The organism is Arcobacter rhizosphaerae (assembly GCF_049472155.1).
Lineage (GTDB): Bacteria > Campylobacterota > Campylobacteria > Campylobacterales > Arcobacteraceae > Arcobacter_B.
On record NZ_JBMOVW010000011.1, the window covers coordinates 17111 to 39068 of the forward strand.

General features: G+C 26.8%; 16 protein-coding genes and 1 pseudogene. 5 read left to right on the forward strand and 12 right to left on the reverse strand.

What is annotated here, in order from left to right:
* Positions 1 to 368 precede the first annotated feature (368 nt).
* Positions 369 to 1619: an SEL1-like repeat protein gene (locus ACH5BH_RS13320; RefSeq protein ID WP_423298697.1), complete on the reverse strand. Its 1251-nt coding sequence runs from the start codon at positions 1617 to 1619 to the stop codon at positions 369 to 371.
* On the reverse strand, positions 1616 to 3094 hold the full coding sequence (locus tag ACH5BH_RS13325; protein ID WP_423298698.1) for a hypothetical protein: 1479 nt from the start codon (positions 3092 to 3094) through the stop codon (positions 1616 to 1618). The genes ACH5BH_RS13320 and ACH5BH_RS13325 overlap by 4 nt, the downstream gene beginning before the upstream one ends.
* A 436-nt stretch (positions 3095 to 3530) precedes the next feature.
* Between ACH5BH_RS13325 and ACH5BH_RS13330 the strand changes: the two genes are divergently transcribed.
* Positions 3531 to 3929: a phosphate-starvation-inducible PsiE family protein gene (locus tag ACH5BH_RS13330; RefSeq protein WP_423298699.1), complete on the forward strand. Its 399-nt coding sequence runs from the start codon at positions 3531 to 3533 to the stop codon at positions 3927 to 3929.
* 23 nt (positions 3930 to 3952) lie between these two features.
* On the opposite strand, the gene rimK is transcribed toward ACH5BH_RS13330, so the two are convergent.
* On the reverse strand, positions 3953 to 4879 hold the full coding sequence (rimK, locus tag ACH5BH_RS13335) for a 30S ribosomal protein S6--L-glutamate ligase (protein WP_423298700.1): 927 nt from the start codon (positions 4877 to 4879) through the stop codon (positions 3953 to 3955).
* Positions 4879 to 5304: an ATP-dependent zinc protease family protein gene (locus tag ACH5BH_RS13340; protein ID WP_423274233.1), complete on the reverse strand. Its 426-nt coding sequence runs from the start codon at positions 5302 to 5304 to the stop codon at positions 4879 to 4881. Before ACH5BH_RS13340 ends, rimK begins: the two co-directional genes overlap by 1 nt.
* A 109-nt stretch (positions 5305 to 5413) precedes the next feature.
* On the opposite strand from ACH5BH_RS13340, the gene ACH5BH_RS13345 reads away from it, so the two are divergent.
* From ACH5BH_RS13345 to ACH5BH_RS13360, 4 genes are read left to right on the forward strand one after another with little or no spacing between them, the layout of a single operon-like run.
* Positions 5414 to 7363, forward strand: a complete 1950-nt coding sequence (locus tag ACH5BH_RS13345; protein ID WP_423298701.1) for a hypothetical protein — start codon at positions 5414 to 5416, stop codon at positions 7361 to 7363.
* Between the two features lie 47 nt (positions 7364 to 7410).
* Complete coding sequence (locus ACH5BH_RS13350; protein ID WP_423298702.1) at positions 7411 to 8019, forward strand: arylesterase; 609 nt, start codon at positions 7411 to 7413, stop codon at positions 8017 to 8019.
* Positions 8019 to 8681 (forward strand): ABC transporter ATP-binding protein, encoded by a 663-nt coding sequence (locus tag ACH5BH_RS13355; protein ID WP_423298703.1) that lies wholly within the window; start codon positions 8019 to 8021, stop codon positions 8679 to 8681. Before ACH5BH_RS13350 ends, ACH5BH_RS13355 begins: the two co-directional genes overlap by 1 nt.
* On the forward strand, positions 8675 to 11143 hold the full coding sequence (locus ACH5BH_RS13360; RefSeq protein ID WP_423298704.1) for an ABC transporter permease: 2469 nt from the start codon (positions 8675 to 8677) through the stop codon (positions 11141 to 11143). The genes ACH5BH_RS13355 and ACH5BH_RS13360 overlap by 7 nt, the downstream gene beginning before the upstream one ends.
* 9 nt (positions 11144 to 11152) lie before the next feature.
* On the opposite strand, the gene ACH5BH_RS13365 is transcribed toward ACH5BH_RS13360, so the two are convergent.
* From ACH5BH_RS13365 to ACH5BH_RS13400, 8 genes and pseudogenes are all read right to left on the reverse strand, one after another.
* Positions 11153 to 11620 carry a hypothetical protein gene (locus ACH5BH_RS13365; protein ID WP_423298705.1) on the reverse strand — a complete coding sequence of 156 codons (468 nt, stop codon included), beginning with the start codon at positions 11618 to 11620 and terminating at the stop codon, positions 11153 to 11155.
* Positions 11621 to 12152: 532 nt separating this feature from the next.
* Positions 12153 to 13211, reverse strand: a complete 1059-nt coding sequence (locus ACH5BH_RS13370) for a lipase family protein (RefSeq protein WP_423298706.1) — start codon at positions 13209 to 13211, stop codon at positions 12153 to 12155.
* Positions 13212 to 13218: 7 nt separating this feature from the next.
* Complete coding sequence (locus tag ACH5BH_RS13375) at positions 13219 to 13860, reverse strand: hypothetical protein (protein ID WP_423298707.1); 642 nt, start codon at positions 13858 to 13860, stop codon at positions 13219 to 13221.
* Positions 13861 to 13933: 73 nt separating this feature from the next.
* A complete protein-coding gene (locus ACH5BH_RS13380) occupies positions 13934 to 14848 on the reverse strand; it encodes a WYL domain-containing protein (RefSeq protein WP_423298708.1) in 915 nt (304 codons plus the stop codon).
* Between the two features lie 5 nt (positions 14849 to 14853).
* A complete protein-coding gene (locus tag ACH5BH_RS13385; protein ID WP_423298709.1) occupies positions 14854 to 16329 on the reverse strand; it encodes a DUF2779 domain-containing protein in 1476 nt (491 codons plus the stop codon).
* A 9-nt stretch (positions 16330 to 16338) separates the two neighbouring features.
* Positions 16339 to 17142 carry a hypothetical protein gene (locus ACH5BH_RS13390; protein ID WP_423298710.1) on the reverse strand — a complete coding sequence of 268 codons (804 nt, stop codon included), beginning with the start codon at positions 17140 to 17142 and terminating at the stop codon, positions 16339 to 16341.
* A gap of 2389 nt (positions 17143 to 19531) precedes the next feature.
* Positions 19532 to 19645 (reverse strand): annotated as a pseudogene (locus ACH5BH_RS14455) (AAA family ATPase); the annotation flags it as partial.
* Positions 19646 to 20251: 606 nt separating this feature from the next.
* Positions 20252 to 21955 (reverse strand): hypothetical protein, encoded by a 1704-nt coding sequence (locus ACH5BH_RS13400; RefSeq protein WP_423298711.1) that lies wholly within the window; start codon positions 21953 to 21955, stop codon positions 20252 to 20254.
* Positions 21956 to 21958: the final 3 nt, after the last annotated feature.

Below are 21958 nucleotides of genomic sequence, written 5' to 3' on the forward strand. Positions count from 1 at the left end.
AAAGTTTCTACATATAGATTAAGTTATCCAACTCTAACTTCATACATCTTTTATTCTAAGTTTTTCTTTTATTATTTCTAAGTGTTTTGCTGAGTTTTCTAAAAGATTGTAAATTTCAATTAATATTGCCTTTTTATCTATCGTAATATAAAATTTTTGATTAAGATAAGGGAAGAATACGATCATATAATCTTTTGAAAAAGTTTTAGAAGAGAATTCTTTTTCTTTTTTTGAATAATCTACATTAAATACTTTTTGTTGTTTATTATTACTTATTAATTCTAAAAAGTTTTTTTAACTTTATTTGATTATTATAAAACTCTTTAAAGCTATCCCATAAAAGTTGTTTATCATTAAAATTTAACTCATTAAATGATTCCTATCTCAACTATTAATTTACCACTATCTTTATCAAATTTTGCATACCAGTAAAACTTGTAATTATATTGTGTGATTTGATTTTTAAACTCAAAGCTTTCATTTTTTGATAGTAAGCCAACTGTTACAGTATAAAATTTATTAAACTCCTTTGCTTCACTTAAATCAACTAGTAAAACCTTATATAAAAGTTTCATATCCACTATCATTTTTCTTTGTTTGAAATGATTATTTAATGTTGTTTCTAGTATCAGTTTTTTATCTTCAAAAATTAATGAGCTTTGATCTCTATAAAATTTAACTACATTTGATTTATCTTCTTTCCATCTTTTTTTGCTATACTCATAATCTTCTTCCCATTTACTATAAAGTGGGCTTTTTTTATTAAACATTTCTTTTAGCCTATAATATAGATCAAAACTATTTGAAAATTCTAAATTTTTTACCTTTAAAATATCTCTATATTTACTTCCCAATGCTTCTTCTAAAAAAAGTCTTGTTGTACTTATACTTTTTATATATGGATTTTTTAAATAAGATTTAGCTTCATTATCTCCTAATAGTGATGCTTTTAACAAATGATATTTATACATTAAATCATTCTTCTTATATGCATAATAAACAGCCATATTATAGTTTGTAATATCATTATAACTATCGTCCCAATAAGCTTTTTTCCAATATTTACCTGCTAATTCTTTATCTTTTTTCACATATCGTCCATTAAAAAGGTACATACCATAATCCGTAAAACATTCAGTATAGTTTTTAGAAGAGCCTTCTTTAAAAAGCTCATAAGCTTCTTTTAGCATATCTAGCTTATCATATTCTCTTCCTAGATAACAAATATTTCGCTCTTCCCCTGCTTTTATTGAAAGTTTTATATATTTAATTTGATTTTTTTTGTCACCAAGTCTTCCGTAAAGTCTAGATATAGTATCAGTAAGATAATTATCTTTTGCATCCCAATCATTTTTAAGTATTGAAGATATATTGTTTTTATATGATTCAAGTAAATAGCTTAAACTTTGTTTTGTTCTTCCTTGAACATGAAATAGATTATATCCTATGTAAAACTTTTTACATAAGTCACCCAAACCATCGCATTTGTATTGAAACTCTTTTGGAACATATTTTTTAAACTCTTTATCAATTTTTACTTCTTCTGATGCATTAAGGTTTATTATACTTGCATATAGAAATATTAGTAAAAAAGAAATATTGTATTTTAATTTCTTCATCTAACATCCTTTAATAGCTCTTCTACTTCATCTTTTACATTATTATATTGAACTGTATATTTAAAGCTTATCCAGTCGTTTTCATTAAATAGTATAAAGTTTTTATTTTTATCATTTTCTTTATAATATATATCTACTAACATAGAAGCATGATGTCCTTGTTCTGCATTATCATAGTATCTTTTTTTTATCCAATTACAATTTTTAAGTATTTTTTCTAACTTTTCAATTCTTTCATTTTCTTCTGGATTTATAAAACTATCTATTATAAAAGTGTTGTCAAATTCTCTATTTACATATACATCGTTTAAATACAATTGAGCAATTGACAAGAAATGATGAAGCTTATTTTTCTCTTCTTCATTTAGGTAATTATAAATTTCTTTATTTGGTAAAAAGAAAGGATTAGAAAGGTGTGAATGGGATATATTATGAGCTAATATTCCTCCAGTATCTTCTTTTGTAAAATAGATTTTTTTACCAAATGTTGTACAAGGATAATCTAAATAATAATCTCCAATTCTTCTTCTTGTTATTTGAGGAGATAAGTTTTCAATGTCTTTTGATTCATTATAAACTTCTTCAAAATAGTTATATTCAATTGTCGGTCTAAAAAATTTTTTATCATAGGAATAGTTTAATTCTGTTTTATCTTTGTCATCTAAAACTCTTGTTTTAAAAGAAAAAATATTCTCATATCTTTTAATATCAAGTTTTATCTCTGAATCTTCATCTTTAATAAAAGATAATCTATATGAATTTGTGATGTTTTTATTATCTTTATAGATAATTTCAATTATATCATCTCTATAATATGAATCATGATTGCTTGATAAATGAAATATATTTACTATTTGTTTTATATCAATTAGTATATCATGAGTAGTTTGTATGAAATCTTCTTCAAATATTGTATCTTCATTATAAGTAGTTTTCATAACTCTTGCATCTAAGGGTTTACTATTAATTTTAAAAAAAGTTGCTATTCCATACATAGAACTTATATGATAAACGGGTTCAATATTTAAAAACTTTTTTGTGTTATCTTTTAGGTAAACAATTCCTATTTCCTCACCTAGTTTATTTACTTCTAAGATTTCACAGTTTTTAATATTTTCAAATATAATTGTTTCTTTTTCACTTTTGAATTTTTTAAATTCTCCATCTATAGTTCTTTCCAAGAATTGCTTATAAACCCTTGGAGCAATCTGCTTTACATAGTCATCTTCACTAAAATCATCATTTTCTATTTTATAGAAATATTTTCTTGATTTAAAATATAAATCTTCTAAGTCTATATAAGTTTTTGTTTGAGGACAAAGTTCTTTTAGTTTCTCTTCAATTGTATATCGAAGAAAATTTTTTGCATCAAAAACTTTATCGAATTCTTTTACTAAATGCTTGTGTTTAGTCTTATCCTTTAAATAAATACAATTGATATTAAATGTTTTCTTTTTAAATAGATTAAATATCATAGTAATAAATCCTTTATTAGTAAAACAGCTATTATAAATAGTGTAGAATGCCCAAGTATGTAGACACTTTTTTATTCAATTAAGCCTTAAATTGAATAACAAATTTATTATAGCTCTTCTCAAATTCATTTGGACTTATAAAAACTATGTCTTCTTTTAAAGTTATAAAACATTTCTATACATGCAAATATTTTATCTTTTGGGTCTGTTCTCGTATTAAGGATTAATTTATTGTCTTTAATTCTATGAGTTATTTTTTCAAAACTTTAATTATCAAAGATGAAGAAGTTTTTGAAGATTTTTCTTCTTTAATTGAAGGTTTCATCACTTGATATAAACAAAGAAAAAATAGTTAAATATAATTTTTTCACAATAAGAATACTTTAAGAATAAAAATCAATTTTTTCGATTATAATTCGAAAAAAAAGGAATTTTAATGAAAAGTTTTTTTATTGAAAAAAACATGCCACCTCTTATAAAGTTTATAATAGCATTAGTTCTATTTATATCAATAAAAGACTTTAATTCTATTGATTCATTTAGTAAACTAGCTGTAGCTTTATTAGAATTGATCATTATACTAGAGCTTGTAAGAATGCTTATTGAATTTTTACTAAGTGATGAAAACAGAATTAGAATGAGATTAATGATTGATTCAACTATTGTGTTTTTTATTAGAGATATAATGCTAATAGTAAATGACACTTTTGATTCTAAAAAAATATTTGCTATTTTAGGAATTATTGCTATTTTATTTGCTTTTAGAATTTTTACTGTTAAGTATAGCCCATCTTTCTTTGAAAAAGAGTATACAAAAAAAGAAACAGATGAATAAAATTCATCTATTTCTTTATAGACTTAAACACCTATTTTATCTCTTTTTATTCTTCTTTTTTTATTTGGTTCTATTGGTGTTATATTTTTTTCAATATAATCCATAATCTTACCAGCAATATCAATTTGAGTTGACTTTTCAATTCCTTCAAGTCCAGGTGATGAATTAACTTCCATAACTAAAGGCCCTCTACTTGATGGAATCATATCAACTCCACAAACTCCAAGTCCCATAGCTTTTGCAGCTGCTAAGGCTGTTGATTTCTCTTTTCTTGAAAGTTTATGAGCAACAGCTGTTCCACCTTGATGTAAGTTTGATCTAAAATCACCCTCAGCACCTTGTCTTCTCATAGCTCCAACAACTTCACCACCTACAACAAAAGCTCTAATATCAGCACCACCTGCTTCTTCTATGAACTCTTGAACAAGTAAGTTTACATCCATTCCATAAAAAGCATCAAGAACTGATTTTGCAGCTTTTTCACTATCAACTAAAACAACTCCAACACCTTGTGTCCCTTCTAAAATCTTAAGAACTAAAGGCGCTCCACCACTTAGAGCGATTACGTCTTTTGAGCTTGACATATTTGATGCAAATACTGTTTTTGGCATATCTACATCATTTTTAGATAAAACTTGTAGACTTCTTAACTTATCTCTACTTCTAGCAATTGCTAAATTTCCTGATGTACTAAATACATCCATCATTTCAAAGTGTCTAACCATTGCTGTACCATAAAAAGTTCTACTTGCACCTATTCTTGGAATAATCGCATCAGGAGTTGGTAAAACTTTTCCTAAATAGTTGATAACTAATTCACCTTTCATAATCTCAATCGTACATTTTAAATAGTCAATTACTTTTATTTCCCAACCTCTTTGTTCACCAGCTTCAACCAATCTTTTTGTAGAATAAAGGTTTTTATTTCTCGATAATACATAAACTCTCATTACTTCTCCTGTTTTGATAAATAATCTTGTGAAACATCTACAAGAAATCTATTTTTTAAAAATAATCGACCTAATAACATAGGAAACTTCATATCAGCTCTATTTGTCAAAGAAATAACAGTACTATACTCTTTTCCAAAGAAAGCAACTTTTACTTTTATAGATGGTCTTTCTTGAACAACACCATTTGAACTTTTTACCTTTTTTAGTTTATATAAAGGCATTTTCATAGTTTTACCATGATAAGCGGGATGTACCTCATCTAGTAATTTAAAATGAACAAAGTTTTCGTCATCAATAAAGATATCATCACAATGTAAAGCATTTGAATCAGCTCCAGTATCAACCTTCGCATCCAAATCATATAAATCCAAATCCAAAATAGAGATAATCTCTCTTCTACCAATAATAGTTTTATCTTTCATTTTACTAACCTCACAAAATAATATTATATAAATGATTAAATAATAGAATATTATTACCCTTTAAATTCTATAAAGTAGTACACAGTTCATATAAACTATAATTACTTTAATGAAATACTACATATATGACTTAGAAACCTTCCCTAATATCTTTACTTGTGTTATGCAAAATGCTCAAACAAAAGAGCTTAGATTTTTTGAGTTAAGCATAAGACAAAATGATTTAGCAAAACTTCTAAAAACTTTAGAATGGCTAAGTAAAACTGATAAAATACTAGTAGGATACAATAACCTAAACTTTGATTATGCAGTGCTTCAATACATCTATAAAAATGCTAAAAAGTATGAAATAAAAGAGCTTGTTTATAAAACATTTCTTTTTGCTGATGATTTAATAAAAAACAATACCATATATAAAGAAGATAAAGACTCTATAAAAATCAATCAACTTGACCTTATGAAAATACATAACTTTGACTATAAAGCAACAAGAGTTAGTCTAAAAGTTTTAGAAGTAAATATGTGTATGGACTCTATTGAAGATTTGAACTTCACTATTGGTGAAAATCTAAAAGTAGATGAATTTGATAATCTTATCAAATACAATAAACATGACGTTGAAGCAACCCTACTTTTTTTTAATCACTCCTTAGAAGCTATAGAGTTTAGAGAAAATTTAAGTTCAAAATATAATGAGTATATGCTTAACTACAGTGATACAAAAATAGGGAAAAGATACTTTATACGAAATCTTGAAGAAAAACTTGGTAAAAACATTTGCTATATAAACGGTAAACCAAGACAAACAGTAAGAAACTTTTTAAATTTTGATGAGATTATATTTGATTATATAAAATTTGAAAGTTATGAGTTTCAAGCTCTTTTAAAGTACCTAAAAAAACAGTACACAAACGATATGTCAAAAGTCTTTTCTAATATCAAAAAAGAAGACTTAGAAGAGCTATCATCTTTTTGCACACTAAATGCCAAAAGTGAAGCTTCATCTTTGCACTTAAACTATAAAGATTTTTCTTTTTACTTTGGAACTGGTGGTCTTCATGGAAGTGTTGAAGGAAAGTTTTATGACCAAAGTGATGAGTACTTAATCATAGATGTAGATGTTGCTAGTTACTATCCATCTATTGTGATACAAAATGGTCTTTACCCAGAACATCTAGGGGCTGAATTTGTAGATATATACAAAGAAATAAGAGATATGAGATTTTCTTATGAAAAAGGAACTTCTCAAAACAAGATGTTAAAACTAGCTCTTAACTCAGCTTATGGAGATACAAACAATAAATTTAGTCCATTTTATGACTATAAAATGACTCTAAGTATCACTTTAAATGGTCAACTAATGCTTTGTATGCTTGCTGAAAAACTTATGAGTATAGAGTCAGTTTCACTAATACAAGCAAATACAGATGGTCTTACTTTTAAAATAGACAAAAAAGATAAAGCTCTATATGAAGGTATTTCTAAAAACTGGCAAGAGTTTACAGGCTTAGAGTTAGAAGAGACTATTTATAAAAAACTTTGGATAAGAGATGTAAACAACTATATAGCCCTAAAAGAAAATGGTGAAGCAAAAAAAATAGGTGCCTATAAATATGAACTTGCTTGGAATCAAAATCATTCATGCCTTGTGGTTCAAAAAGCTGTTGAAGCTCATCTTTTAAAGGGTATTTCAATAGAAGAGTTTATACGTAATCATAGAAATAAATATGACTTTTTACTAAATACCAAAGCTACTAAAAACATAGACCTAGTACTTGAAAAAGTTTACTCCCTAGAAAAAACCTATATGAAACTGCCAAATACAATAAGATATTTTATAAGTAAAAATGGATTTCCTTTAAAGAAAATCCTTCCACCTCTAAATAATAATAGCGAGCCAAGAGTAATAGGTATAAATGTAGGATACAAAATAGAACTTTGTAATAATATAAATGACTTTTCTTATGAGTTTTTAGACTTTGATTTTTATATAAAAGAAGCCTATAAACTAATAGAACCTTTTAAACAAAAACAAGAATCTCTTTTTGATTTTAGCTAATTTATCTTCTTTATGATTGGTTAACAAATTTTTGATAACATACCAACATGAAAAAAATAATTTTTATCTTATGTGTAATTATACTACAAATTTTAACAGCAAATTCAAGTACTAAAACTATCCTATTTTTAGGAGACTCACTAACTGAGGGCTTAGGAGTATCAAAAAATCAAGCCTATCCAAACTTAGTACAAGAACTAGCAAGAAATGAACTAAACAAAAATATCAAAGTTATAAATGGTGGAGTTTCTGGCTCAACAACAAGTGATGCAATATCAAGACTAAAATGGTACCTAAAAAGAAAGCCTGATATAGTTTTTGTAGCTCTTGGTGCGAATGATGGACTTAGAGGTTTAAACCTTACTCAAAGTCAAAAGAACTTAGAAGAGATTATAAATCATGCCCAAAAAGCAAATGCAAAAGTACTATTAGCAGGTATGCTAATCCCACCAAATTATGGACCTACTTACTCAAAAGAGTTTGAGCAAATGTATCTTAAAATCAAAGAGAAATACCAGCTTAGATTTATGCCCTTTTTACTAAAAGATGTGGCAGGAGTACAAGAACTAAACCAAGCAGATGGGATACACCCAAATCAAAAAGGTCATAAAATTATGGCAAAAGAAGTTTTCAAGTTTTTAAAGGAAGAGTTATAATGCTACAAATCAAATCACTTAAAAAATCATACACTCAAGGCGCACAAGAAGTAAAAATCTATGAAGATTTAAACTTTCATGTAAAAAAAGCTTCAAGAGTAGCTATTATGGGAAAATCAGGAAGTGGAAAATCAACCCTGCTTTCACTAATCTCAGGTATTATCAAACCAACATCAGGTGATATTTTACTTGATGGTGTTTCATATAAAGATATGAAAGAAGAGCAGATAAATGACTTTAGAGCTTCAAATATAGGCTTTGTATTTCAAAACTTTCATCTTGTTTCATACTTAAATGCCTTAGAAAATGTAATGCTTCCTGCAAAAGTATGTGGTATAAAAAATCCAAAAGAAAAAGCAATTGAACTTCTACAAAGTGTAGGCTTAGGACATAGACTTGATCACTTACCATCTGAACTAAGTGGTGGAGAGAAACAAAGAGTAGCAATAGCAAGAGCTTTGATACATAATCCAAAGATAATTCTAGCTGATGAACCAAGTGGAAACTTAGATGAAGAGACAGGAATAGCTGTGATGGATAAGCTTTTTGAGTTAATCAAAAAAAACAATACAACTTTGATTTTAGTAACTCACTCAAAAGATGTAGCTGCTAGATGTGAAGAAACTTATTCACTAAATCATGGAAACTTAGAGAAATGTTAGTAGCTGAACTAGTTTCAAAAGCCCTTAAAAGGTCAAAATCTTTTAGTCTTATTTTTATACTAAACTTTTGTTTGGCTATTGCATCACTATCTTACTTGCAGTTTTTTAAAGGAAGTATCGATACTTCCCTTGATACAAAAGCCAAAAGTTTGCTTGGAGCTGATTTAGTAGTAAACTCTAGATTTCCAATAAGTGATAAGCAAAAAGAACAAGTAAAAGACCTACTTCCTCAAATCAAAAGCTTCGATGAAGGTATCTCAACAGTAAGTATGGTGGCATCAGAAAAAAGAGCTAGACTTATGGAACTTGTGCAAATAAATAAAGGTTTTCCATACTATGGTGGTTTAGTTTTCAATGACAGCTCAACTTATCCAAAAGAGCAAGCCCTACCAAAAGAGAATGAAGTTTGGGTATATCAAGAAGTTTTAGACTTACTAGGACTTAGTCTTGGAAGCACTCTTAAAATAGGAAGTAAAAACTACACTATTGTAAAAGTTATAAAAGAAGATAGTCTTAAAAATATAAGTTTTAGTGGTTTTATGCCAAAAGTATATCTAAGTGCCAAAGGTCTTGAAAGAAGTGAACTTCTAAAGTTTGGCTCAACTGCTAGATATAAACTAAACTATCTTTTTGAACAAAATCTAAGCAATGATAAACTTGAAGAGTTAGAAGAGCAAATAGAAGCAAAACTTGATAGAAGTCTTAGAGTTTTATCCCCAAATGATGGAAGAGATAGACTAATAGCCGTTCTTAGTTTCTTGACAAATTTCCTATCACTTGTATCTTTGATTTCATTTTTCTTAGGACTTGTGGGACTTATATATCTATACTCAGGCTTTTTGAAAAAGCATGAAAAAGATATTACAGTTTTAAATGATATTGGAGTTAGTAAGAAAAACCTTATCATGACTTACTTAACTCATCTTTTTGTACTTATATCAATAGCTACTGTTTTAGTTTTTGCTTTTATCACAGCATCTTCTCAGTTCATAGGGCCACTTGTTCAAAAGTATATTGATTTTAGTTTTGATTTTAGTCTTGATTATATGTTTTTTGTGAAGTCTGCTGTTGTGCTTTTTGCTTTAAGTTTATCTATTGGGCTTCCTTTGATACTACCACTTGTACAAAGACAAAAAAGAAAACTATCAAGAGTTATCATAAGTTTTACTCCTTTTGTAGTGTTTTTACTTGTGCTTTCACACTTTGTAACACCAGCTCGGAATATAGGATTTTTCTTTGCTTTAAGTGTGCTTGTAATCATCGCCCTACTTTTTGCTATAGGCTCTTTTGTATTAAAAAGATTTGATTTTTCAGGTCATCTTGATAATCTAGCTTTATCACTAGCTCTAAAAAATATCACAAGGCAAAAAAGAACTTCACTTACACTCTTTAGTGCCATACTTTTATGTACTGCATTTTTTAGTTTGATACCTCAAGTTGGAAGTTCTTTATCAAATGTCTTATCAAAAAGTGTAGAAGAAAGACCTAGATTTTTTGTAGTAGATGCAAAGGAAGAGCAACTATCAGATATAAGTAAAGAAGTTGAAAAACTAGGAGCAAAACTAGAAAACATAGCCCCAATGATTCGAGCAAGAGTTCTTAAAATAAACGGCCAAGAACAATCACAAGAAGGCGAAAACGCAAGAAACTCAGCTGTAAACTTATCATATAGAAGTGATTTGAAAACAACTGAGCAAATACTAGAAGGTAGAGAGTTTAGTGGAGTTTATAACTCTGCTGATTTCTCAAAACCTATTGAGCTTAGTGTTGAGAAAAGATATGCAAAAAGAAGAGGCATAAGCTTAGGTGATACAGTAGTATTTGATGTATTAGGTCTTGAACTAGTTGCGAAAGTAGTAAATATAAGGTCAGTTAAATGGACAGAGTTTACACCAAACTTTTTCTTACTTCTACAAGAAGGAGCTATAAATGACGCTCCCAAAACTATGCTAGCAACTATTTCTACAGGTGAGTATGACGCTTCTAAAATGCTACTAGCATTAACAGATAAGTTTCCAAGTCTTACTGTAATAGATGTGAAGAGCTTATTTGAGTCATTTGCTACAGTAGTTGATGATGTTACAGCTATTACTGAAAAGATGAGTTTTTACTCTGTTGCTATTGGGCTTCTTATGAGTTTTATCATCATACAGTATCAAATGAACTTACAAAAAAACAATATCCTAAGACTAAAGATGATAGGTATAAAAAATAAGAGTATTAAAAACTCATTTTTATTGGAGTTTGGGCTTATTGCACTTAGTGCAAGTAGTATAGGTATCATACTTGGAAGTGTTGGTTCGTACTTTATAAGTAGTTTACTTTTTGAGTCGTATTGGGATTTTAGAGCTGATATACTAGTGCTTTATTTCTTACTAATACCAATACTTACTATTTTAGTTGTAAATTTCTTTACATCTAAAATCATACATCAAAAAGAGAATGTACTTTTTGGTGAATAAAAAAGGGTTTTAAGGTTTTAATCTATACAAAACCTGCCCTACAAAAAAGGCAAGCAAAACACACAAAGACATAAGAGCTGAGAAAAAGCTTTTAGGTTTTTTCTTGTGTTGTCTTTGATACTTATGTATATACATCCACTTTTTCACAAGATAAAAAACAAACCCATCAGCAAAACTAAAATGCTTTAGCAAAAATATCACAGGAGCCAAAACAAACAAGTATCCCCTAAAAGTAAGCTCATCATAAAGTGAAGCCACCTCAACAGTTTCAAACTCATACTCATCATCACTTAAGTATTTTTTACTATTTAAAACACTACAAATAGTCTCTCTTTTCTTCACCATATCCAAATCAACATGAACTCTTTTTTTATAAAGAACTGAACCAAGAAGAGAGATAATAAAGCAAAAAAGTAACCAGATAGTAAATAGTGGTATGCTTATGAGGTAGGCTGTTGTTTTTTGTATAAGTGTCATAAATTACTTTATTTTTAGTTCACTATCTACTCTTGCACTTACCATTGAATCTAAAGACATAATTCAATCCTCTTTATTTTTATAAATTGTAGTACCTTTATACTACAAAGTCAATATTATACTTTGTTCTTAAAATAGCTTCTATATTGACTTATTACTAATGTTTTTATATGATTTTACTATGACGCCCATTAAGTCTTAAACCTTAGAGTTTAAGCTTGGGTTTTTTATGCACATGTAACTAATGACACTAAACTAGTCACAGTTTGTGACCAGTTCTTTTTTCTATCAAATTATTTTAATACGATTAGCTTGTTATTGCATTTATTTATATTTTGTGTTATAATTTAATTCTAAATTCCTACGGGACGACCCATCTTTTTGATGGGGTTAATCTATCAACTCTTTAAACTTATTTTTAAATTCCATAGATATATTTTCTTTTGCTATTTTTTTTAATATTATTCCAAAATAAAACCTTTTTTAATGATAAATATTCTTCTAATGGAAGAATACCACTATTTAATAAAAATCAATTCTCCTTATTCTTATTTTTTTCTATAGCTATTGACTTTAACTTCTTTCTATAAACTGAAATTGAGTGATCTGATGGTAAATCTGATATAGCTCTTACTTTTTTATAATATGCCCTTAATCTTCTCATCAAAGTAACTGAATAAAGTAACTTTGCAGATTTATAATCACCTACATCAACATTTGTTAAAAATCTCATATATCCTAAATGATAATATCCACCAAATTTATCACTTAAATTTTTTGATAATTTTGTTAATCTTAGTAACCTAAGGATCCATGTGGTAAATGTAATCAAATCGCCTCCAGGAGGGAGCATTGTCACAGGATCTGCTGAGTTTACTATTCTGTAAATGGGTGTTTTTATGCCATTCATCCATTCTTCATTTCCTACTCTTGGTGAGCCATATGTATAACAAGCTGCAATTTTTGAATATTTTAATTTCTTTGTTGCAACTATAGCTAAAGCTCCTCCTAAACTATGACCTGTAATAAAAAGAGGTTTATCTTCTTTTTCAAGAGAATTTAAATAATTTTGAATATCAATGTAAACTTCATTAAAAGCATCATAAAAACCTGTATGCATTTTGCCACCAGATTCACATACTCTAATATTCGCTTTTAAATCAGCTTTTATATCTTTTATACTTGTTACTTCTGTACCTCTAAAAGCTAAGACATAAAAGCTATCATTTTTGATAATAATTGCTTGTGTACCATTATTATCAAAAGTTTTTACTAATTCTAAATTTAAAAAAGATAATTCTTCTTTTAACTTTTTAATCTCTTCTTCATGGTCATATCCAAATATTTCATAAAGTTTTTTAAATGAAGATAATTTATTATTATCAATAAGTAATGAGACTTTTTTAATAAGTTTTTTATCATCTTTATCAAAAAAAGGTTTATTAAATTGTAAGTAAACTAATTCTGATAAGCATGCCATAATAAATGATGTTCTATCACTATAAGCTTGTCGATAATTTGGTATTTCTTTGGAAATTAATGTACTAAGTTCTTCTTTTTCACGATTTGACTTTACTAATATATTTGTCATAATAATTCTACCTTTTATTAGCATTTGCTAATAACGCTAAAACTATACTAGCTGATATTATAAAACTTTTAAATAAAGTTAATGTTGAAACAAAATATACATTTAATGCTAATATAATAACAATAAAACAAAGAACACCATGCATTCTAAAAATATCCCAATCTTTTTGGTTTACTTCATAAAAATGATCTTTTACATTTATAAATAATTGTGAAAACTTTGTACCTACATATAAAGTAGGAAATAAAAGAATAAAAGCTACACCTAAGCAAACCCATTTTAATGGTTCTATTTTAAACACTAAATATTCTTTACTTAATCCTAGAATATTTACGATATTACTATTAGATAAGTCAACCATACTATTTAGAAACCCTGCTTTAAATAAAAATGGCCCATATAATGCACCCCAAAGTAAAAAAAGGCTAAATACAATAAAAAAAAGATTATAAAAAAAGCTACGATTTTGAACTCTCTTGTTATCATCTACATTAAAAGTTCTTTTCTTATTGATAAAAGAAAACTTTTCATTAAATAGATATGCGGGTTCATAGTCGCTATTTCTTATTAAGTTATCATATATATAAGCACCTACAATACTTGTTATTAATCCCATAATTAAAGCAATTAAAAGCTCATCAAAATTCATTTTCTATCCTCCAACATTTTATTTATGTAGAAAGTATAAGACAAATTGAGGACAGAAATGTGTCCTCATAAATTTATATTTGAAATTTTTTTAAATTGTCACGAATAATTGTTTTAAGTTCTTCTGGTTTAACAACTTCAATTAAAGGTATCCATTGTTGAATTAAAGGAGATATTTCTCTTAAGTTAGACACAGTAATAGACATAAGATACTTACCATCATTTTCAGTATCTTTTTTTATTTCTTGTGAACTATTTAATTTTCTACGTTTTAAAACTTTCATTGGAGCTTTTTCTAATCTTAAAAGTACCTTATTCTCATCATTAATATTAAAGTATGCATTTATTGCATTATCCAATTTTTTATAATATAGTTCTTCATCTAATTCAAAATAATTAGCAAGTACATTTATATTCTTAATTCCTTTAAAATGATATGTTCTAAATGACTTAACATCTAAATCGTAACAAAATAGATACCAATACTGTTCTAAATTTGTTATTTTAAGAGGCTGAACATGTTTAATATTATCATCATAATGAAAAGAGAACTTAATCTCTTGTTTCTTTTCTATAGCATCTTTAATTTTATAAAACTCTTCTTTATATGAAGGTAACAACTCCTCTATTGAATTTTGCTTATAAATAGAATGAGATACTTTTTCTTGGAGAAAATCAAATAATTCAATAGTTTTTTCATATAAATACAAATCATCATGATAAGCTTTTTTTAAAAGTAATGCAATTGAAACTAAATTAGAGGGAGTATATGCACGTATGTCTATGATAGGTTTAGGAACAATCCATACTCGATTGCAAAATTCTATTGGAGATTCAAATAAGACAGAAATTACATTTTTAAAATCTCTCACTACTGTTTTTCTATGGCAGCCTAAATGATTAGCAATTTGAACTGGTTTTAATTCTTCATTACGTTTTATCTTTCCAAAGATATATTCATAACGTTCTAAATCTTTTGAATCAATCATTAAGTCTATACTCCTTTTAATTTTCTCAAAATCTCTACCATAGCCAAAGTGTCAAGTTTACAATACTCTAAAAGTGAAGTTCTCATTTTTTCTTTCTCTTTATTATCAAGCTTTCCAAGATTTGCAAAAGCATTCATAGCTTGGTTTCCATTTTGTACTCCATCTAGTTCTTTATATCCTTTTTCAAACTGTGGTACTAATGCTGGTAATACATACTTGATAGAATAACTTCCTTGCATAGAAGGAGTTATGTACCATTTCTTTTGGAAAGGTATCATCAAGTCTTTCATATTTTCATTTATACCTAGAAGATGTTCACTATATTCTGAATATGTATTTGCTAATCTTTTTATAACACCTTTTTCAAAACTCATGTTGTAAGCTAATACTGTCATATCACTTGGTATATCTTCAATTAATCTTTTTACAATTTGCTCTCTTGGGTCAATACCATCTTGTGCTAAAAACTCTTTGTGTTCTAAAGTTCCATCTTCATACTCTATATGAAGTGAATATTGAAAAGGTATTTGTTCAAAAGGTTTAAGACCTTTATATTCTGGTATTGCTTGTTGGAATGTCTCAAAATCTAAATGATAAATAGGATATGTCAAATCATCACAAAAAGCTTTGATATTTTCTTTATCGATATGTGTTGTTTTATTTTTATAGTTTTCTACTGTTTTTACCTGATTTTCAGTCATATCAAAAGAAGAAGGAATATCTTTTATATTTACTATCCCTTGAGAGTATAGTTCTACTTGCTTTTTACTTCCAATATTAAAAATATTAAATATAGAATAATCTGGAATTTGTCTTTGAACTTTCCAACAGTAATCTTTTGCATCACATTCATAAGGCTTTTTACAATGACTTCCTATATCAATATTTGGTTCATTTTGTTTATCATCTAAGTACGCACTAAACTCTTCTAAAACATTTGGGATATTTGATTGTAATTCTTCTACTTGTGAACTAACTTCATCAATAATAAAAAGTTTATCAAGTTCTAATTCATCACCTCTTATATAATCATTGTTTATATAAACTACATTTGAACTTTTGATTTGTAAGCCTAAATTTCTAAGTACATAATACTGTATAGACACATCATGTAAATATATATCTTTTAAAGAAGTAGCACTTTTAACTTCATAGATACTAACACCATCATCTTCGACTTTTAAAACATCCACCATCACTAAGATACCTTGGTATTCAAAAGTAGCTTCGTAGATATGTGGTATTTTTTCGTCTAAATACTTTTGGGTAGTATTTAACATCTTTGAAAAGTCTTTTGTGTAATCTACTTCTTTTCCATTAGGAAAAAGTTTACAGGCTAAATTCCCTACTATATTTCCAGTTTCAAATACAGCTTGGGCTGATTCATCAGGTGGTGTTAATACACTTGAATTATATTTTTTAAGCCAAAGTGCTTTGGGGCATTGAATACCTTTTGTGTAGAGAGATTTTGAGAGATTCATTTATTATCCTTAGAATCTTGTTCTTGCATAAAGAGTATGAATATCAATTTGACTTTCATCACCATAAGATAAATAACTTTCTCTTATTTCCTCAATAAATCCCAAACACTTTTCATTTAAAATACCAAGACTATTTATATTATCTACTAAATGACAATACCATGTAGATTTATTATCAAAAGTAGGATGTAATTTAGTAGGTGAAAACTTTTTACTAAATTCATCATCTTCTATTTCTCCATAGGGATGTATTAAATTAATCTCTTCATTAAAATTTTTTAATCTACGATAACTTAATTCAAAAAGGATATCTCCATGTGCAATAGAATGACGAATACATCTCATTGTCTCATAATATTTCCAAAATTTGATTTTTTTTATATTAACCTTTTTTTCAGTAATTTCTGCAATTTTCTTAATTGCTATAAATATATCAGTAAAATGTTCTTTATCATCAAAATACTTTTCCTTATATTCTTTGGTTTTATGTATATATACTAAATGTTCAAACAAATTAATAATCATATTTTCTATTAATGCTACGTGTTTTACCAATATCAACTCATTTTGAAACTGAGAAAAAGTTTTTATATCATTAATCGGTTTTTCATATTCTATTTGCTCCTGAACATTATCATAAAACTCTTCTGTACCTTCACTTCTTTTTAATTTTAAATCTAATTCTTCCTTAACCTGAGTATAGTCACTATCATATTCTTTTAAGTCTCTATCATAATTTCTAATTAAATCCTCAATTAAAAGAGAAAGTTTTTTCATTTCATTTCTCACATAATTAATTCGCATAAGAGACATAACTTTACCTTTCTAAATGATGATATTTAAAATCATCACCTAAAAAGTCAAATTTTTTCTTAAATAAATTGGCAACCTTTGAATTTGCTGTAACAAAAAATATTTGTCGTTGTCCACTTAATGATATATCTCTTAAAAAATCAAAAAATGCTAATATATTAATATCATCAGTATTAGAAACTGGATCATCAAATAAAATATATTTAGGAGCTTTACTCGCATTTCTATTCATAACTAAAAAGACTGATAAAGCCAATGCACTTTTTTGACCTGTACTTATTTTATTAACACCAACCCATTCATCATTAATTGAACGTTTTAACTCAATATTATCATTTTGAAATCTCAAGCTATTAAATTCTTTTGGAGCATGAATAGTCATAAATACATCTAAAATTGCACTAGTGTTTCGTATAAAAAAATCTTCTAAGATATTTTTTGAAGATACTAAACTTTGTAGTGTTTCTATAGCCCTAGATAATTTTTCTTTATTCACAATATTTTTAGAATATTCTTCAGTTTTTAAATCATTTTCTTGTTTTAACTGTATTTCAAGAGTTGAAGTTTTATTTGTTTGTAATAATGTTTCAGAATATTGAGATGATATTGCAGATAAGTCATCCACTTGTTTTTTTATATTATTCATACTAAAGTCTTTAAATACAAAATATAAAGATACCTTTTCTTTATACTTTTTAATTAAGTGAATCTTTTGTAATAAAGATGAAAAATAATTTAATGTTTCCTGATTATTATCGATGAATATTTCATTATTTTTCTTAACATCATCTATAACCTTAGTATAGTTTGTAATTTGTTCTTCAAAACTATCTATTGTATCTTTTTGGTTAGTTATTTCTGCAATATATTTACTCTTAACCCCAAATAATCCTTCTACTGATATTTCACCATATTCAGCTGTATACTTATCATTATAAGCTTTAATCAATTTTTCATATTCATATTCTGTAATACCTTTAGAAACAAAGAAATTCTTTAAATCAACTAATTCTTTTGTTTCTACTTTTAAGACTCTCATCTTTTCATACGAACTATATATTAATTTTATAGCATCTTTTATTGTTATTGTAGAACTAATAAGATTTGGAGACAATTTCTCTATAAAATAAATTACTTCACTAATTACTTCTAATTCATCTGAATTATCTTTAATTTCTTTTTCTAAAAGATTAATATCTGACTTTAATTTATTTACATACTCAAGTCCCTCAATATTTTCAGTAATATTTTTAATTAAAGAAGATAGATTTTCTTCTGTAAAAGTTGTTTTACATACAGGACAAGTTTCTTTATCGTTTGTTGAGCTCATTGTTTTTAAAACATATTCTTGCAAGTTTGTTTTATTAGAGCTTATAGTTCCAATTTCTTTTTCTTTTATAGCTAGTTCTTCTATTAAATCATTCAAGTCACTTTTTTGTTTTTCTAATTCTAAGTTTAAACTAGTAGCATAATCAAATAAATCATATTCTTTTTCTTTATAACTTTCAAAGTCGTTATTTAATTCTTCAATTTTAAAAATATTTTCTAAAAAAATATAAGATTCTTGATTCTTTGATATTTTTTCATCAAGTCCAATAATTTCAGAAATTTTATCAACCTGAATCCATTCACTTAATTTATCAATATTTGCAATCCTTGAACTTAAAGTGTTAACTTTTTTAATGAACTCATCTTTTTTTCTATTTACCTCAGAAATGTTTTTAATACTATCTATTAAAATTTTATGTTCTTTATCTAAGAAAGATATTCTTTCATCAACTAGAGAGAGATCATTTAATTCAATTTCATTTGATAATGTATATAGTTCTTTTGTGATATTTTTAAGCTCATTTACTTCAAAAAACATATCTTGTATTTTGTCATAGTCGATAATTTGCTTTTTCCAATCAATTGACTTAATATTATTTTTGAATTTTATTTCAATCTCATTTAGTAAAGTTTTATTATCCTCTATAGTTCTAATTTGTTGATTAATACTATCTATATCTTTTTCTAAAGATGGAATATATTTGTTTGATATTTTTCGCTCTTCTTTTTCAAACTCATATATTGCGTCAGAAATATTTTTTTCATATTTAGCAACATCTTTTCCTAAAACAATATCTTTAACTATTTTATCTATATTTCCGTCATTTGAAATCTCATTTGCAGCATCTGCATGATAAAAATTAAATCTATTAAAATTCTCATATAATTTATTTTGTCCTTCATTAGTGCTTGAATACCATTCTTTATCTCTATTTTTATATATCATAGGAGTATTAAACCATCTTAATTCACTATCATTAAAATGTAATACTAAATCTGTAAAGTTACTCTCTGAAGTATCTCTTTGTATCTTTCCACAAGTTAATGCTTCTATAGATTCTAAAAGAGATGTCTTCCCAGAACCATTAACACCATGAATCAAATTAACTTTTGAAAAATTAAAATCCCTTTGATTAGGATATGGTCTGTATCCACCTAATTCTAACCTATTAATAAAACTATTTTCAGGAAATCTTGTTTCTAATTCATTATTAGTTAAAGGAACTTGTTCTTCCACTTCACTAGTTTCTTCAGTTTCTTCTAGTAATTTTTCAATCCAATCTTTCTTATAAGTTCCATCGCAAATAAAATTTAAATTATTAGCAGATATTTCAACATCCCACTGATTAATTAAATTTGGTGCAAGATTAGTTTCAGTTGAGTAAAACTCTTGAATAAAAGTCTCTTTATCTAAGAAATCATTAAATTTTTCTTTTTGTAAAACAATTTTTCTTGTATAATCTTTATTTTTTTCAATTTTTGAAACTATTTTTTCATCATATTCTCCATCAATAACAAATACAGTATAATAATTCCATTGAACGCTTCCTCTATCTTGATAATATCTAGGAGCAATAAATTCTTCTTGAAATGATTCCAAATAGTTATTAACTTCATTATCATCATCACTATCAGGAATTTCATTTGAAAAGTTAAAAAACACTTTTTCTTTAACATTATCTCTATAATTTTCCGATTGTAAATACAAACTATTTTCTACTATCATCTCTAAATTGTCTGGAAATCTATTTGTTAATTCTTGAATTTGTTCAATCATAATTTATTCTCCCTCTCTATCATTTGTTATAGACTTTCTACTTTCTGTAAAATCTGCATCTATATTATTGTTATTTTCAGAATAAAATTCTGGATCTCCATCATCATTCTCATACCAAACAACTAAAGTCCTTTCTTCTTCTTTAATTGCATCTGAAATATTTGAATAAACTCTTTCTGCATTAATAACTGAATCACTACCTAACCCAACAAAAGTTGCACTCAAACTATCATTAACCACATTTAAATGAGACTTAATATCCTCTTCATAAATAGTAAAATCATTTACAGATTCTAGAGATGAGAACTTGTTAGGATAACTTATGTTTGAGTTTATAACTTTCCTCTTAAGCCAATGAACATTATTCGTATATTCTTTTAACTTAGAAGCATCTATAACTCTTGGATCAAAGAAAACAGATAACTTTGAAGGCTTCTCATCACTATCTATATAGAAAGATTTAAGATTTTTAGGTTCGTACCATTTTACTGATTTGAGTTTATTACCCGAAGTCAAGTTTAAAAATCTTTCTTTAGAGATTGGACTACTTGAACTTAAAAAAGAAACCCTACTTAAATAACCATAGCTATCTAAGTACCCATCCCAATTATCATCACAAGAAGTACACTCAACCCAACTATCATTCCATGAAAATGTATTAATTGTTTCAATACCATCTCTTAGTTGACTAATATTTGCTGAATCATTTTGTAATAATTGATTTGAATTCAAATAAAAAACATGCTCATTATAATTAAACAAAAAACGATGATAATGTTGAGATGTAGAATACGTATAATATATACCTTTTTTATGATTTTCATTTATTCTAGTATCAGTATAATTAATCTTATCTGTATGCATATAATAGGCAGAAGCACCATATTTACTTTGACTAGAACCATTTATTTCAAATCCCTTTGCCCAATTAACACAAATTACTTCTACATTTTTTCTCTCTTTAAATATTTTCAATCGATAATCCATAAAAGAAGGGTGAAATGGGGCCGTATTTAACTGTAAATGAGGTATAATATATGCTTTATCAAGTACTAATTCTAAATCATATTGAATCGCTTCTGCACATATCATTGTTATAAGTCTTGCAGAATTTTCATCGTTCATTAATTCATAATAGTTTTTTCCTACAATAAGATGTCTTCGTTCTAATTGCATCTCATGATCTACCATATTTCTTCTTTTAAATTGAATAAGTACAATTTTTTCATTTCCACCACTATTATTTGTAGCATTAAAACAATATATAATAGGATCTAAAAAGTTTTTTGTGCCTCTTGAATTTAAAGCATCTAGATCTTCTACTATAAATTTAACCTTATCACTATTCTGAGATATTATGCATTTTAACTCAGGTATTGTAATAGATTCACATCCTAGTACCCATAAAACACCTCTTTCTGGGAAACTGTTTTCAAACTGATTAACAACTGTTAACCAAGGACAAGAGTATTCAGGAGCTAGAACTAAGTCTATTCCATATTCATTTGTCATTTGAAAAAAACTACTATATTTTAAATCTATACTATCACTATTTACATTCTTTACTTCATTCTCATTTGCTGTAATATTTTCAGATGGCTGAAAAATTGCCAAAGTATAAGATAATGCTTCATTCTTCAAAGCTTCTATAGGATAAATAGTTAAGTTATCTTCAGCTAGTTTTTCTAAAATATCAATTTTTGCCATAGC

Coding starts and splice junctions, on each gene's coding strand:
- ACH5BH_RS13390 (WP_423298710.1), bottom strand. CDS start 17,142: ATGTCTCTTATGCGAATTAATTATGTGAGAAATGAAATGAAAAAACTT.
- ACH5BH_RS13385 (WP_423298709.1), bottom strand. CDS start 16,329: ATGAATCTCTCAAAATCTCTCTACACAAAAGGTATTCAATGCCCCAAA.
- ACH5BH_RS13400 (WP_423298711.1), bottom strand. CDS start 21,955: ATGGCAAAAATTGATATTTTAGAAAAACTAGCTGAAGATAACTTAACT.
- ACH5BH_RS13365 (WP_423298705.1), bottom strand. CDS start 11,620: ATGACACTTATACAAAAAACAACAGCCTACCTCATAAGCATACCACTA.
- ACH5BH_RS13320 (WP_423298697.1), bottom strand. CDS start 1,619: ATGAAGAAATTAAAATACAATATTTCTTTTTTACTAATATTTCTATAT.
- ACH5BH_RS13345 (WP_423298701.1), top strand. CDS start 5,414: ATGAAATACTACATATATGACTTAGAAACCTTCCCTAATATCTTTACT.
- ACH5BH_RS13355 (WP_423298703.1), top strand. CDS start 8,019: ATGCTACAAATCAAATCACTTAAAAAATCATACACTCAAGGCGCACAA.
- rimK (WP_423298700.1), bottom strand. CDS start 4,879: ATGAGAGTTTATGTATTATCGAGAAATAAAAACCTTTATTCTACAAAA.
- ACH5BH_RS13325 (WP_423298698.1), bottom strand. CDS start 3,094: ATGATATTTAATCTATTTAAAAAGAAAACATTTAATATCAATTGTATT.
- ACH5BH_RS13380 (WP_423298708.1), bottom strand. CDS start 14,848: ATGATTGATTCAAAAGATTTAGAACGTTATGAATATATCTTTGGAAAG.
- ACH5BH_RS13360 (WP_423298704.1), top strand. CDS start 8,675: ATGTTAGTAGCTGAACTAGTTTCAAAAGCCCTTAAAAGGTCAAAATCT.
- ACH5BH_RS13330 (WP_423298699.1), top strand. CDS start 3,531: ATGAAAAGTTTTTTTATTGAAAAAAACATGCCACCTCTTATAAAGTTT.
- ACH5BH_RS13340 (WP_423274233.1), bottom strand. CDS start 5,304: ATGAAAGATAAAACTATTATTGGTAGAAGAGAGATTATCTCTATTTTG.
- ACH5BH_RS13370 (WP_423298706.1), bottom strand. CDS start 13,211: ATGACAAATATATTAGTAAAGTCAAATCGTGAAAAAGAAGAACTTAGT.
- ACH5BH_RS13375 (WP_423298707.1), bottom strand. CDS start 13,860: ATGAATTTTGATGAGCTTTTAATTGCTTTAATTATGGGATTAATAACA.
- ACH5BH_RS13350 (WP_423298702.1), top strand. CDS start 7,411: ATGAAAAAAATAATTTTTATCTTATGTGTAATTATACTACAAATTTTA.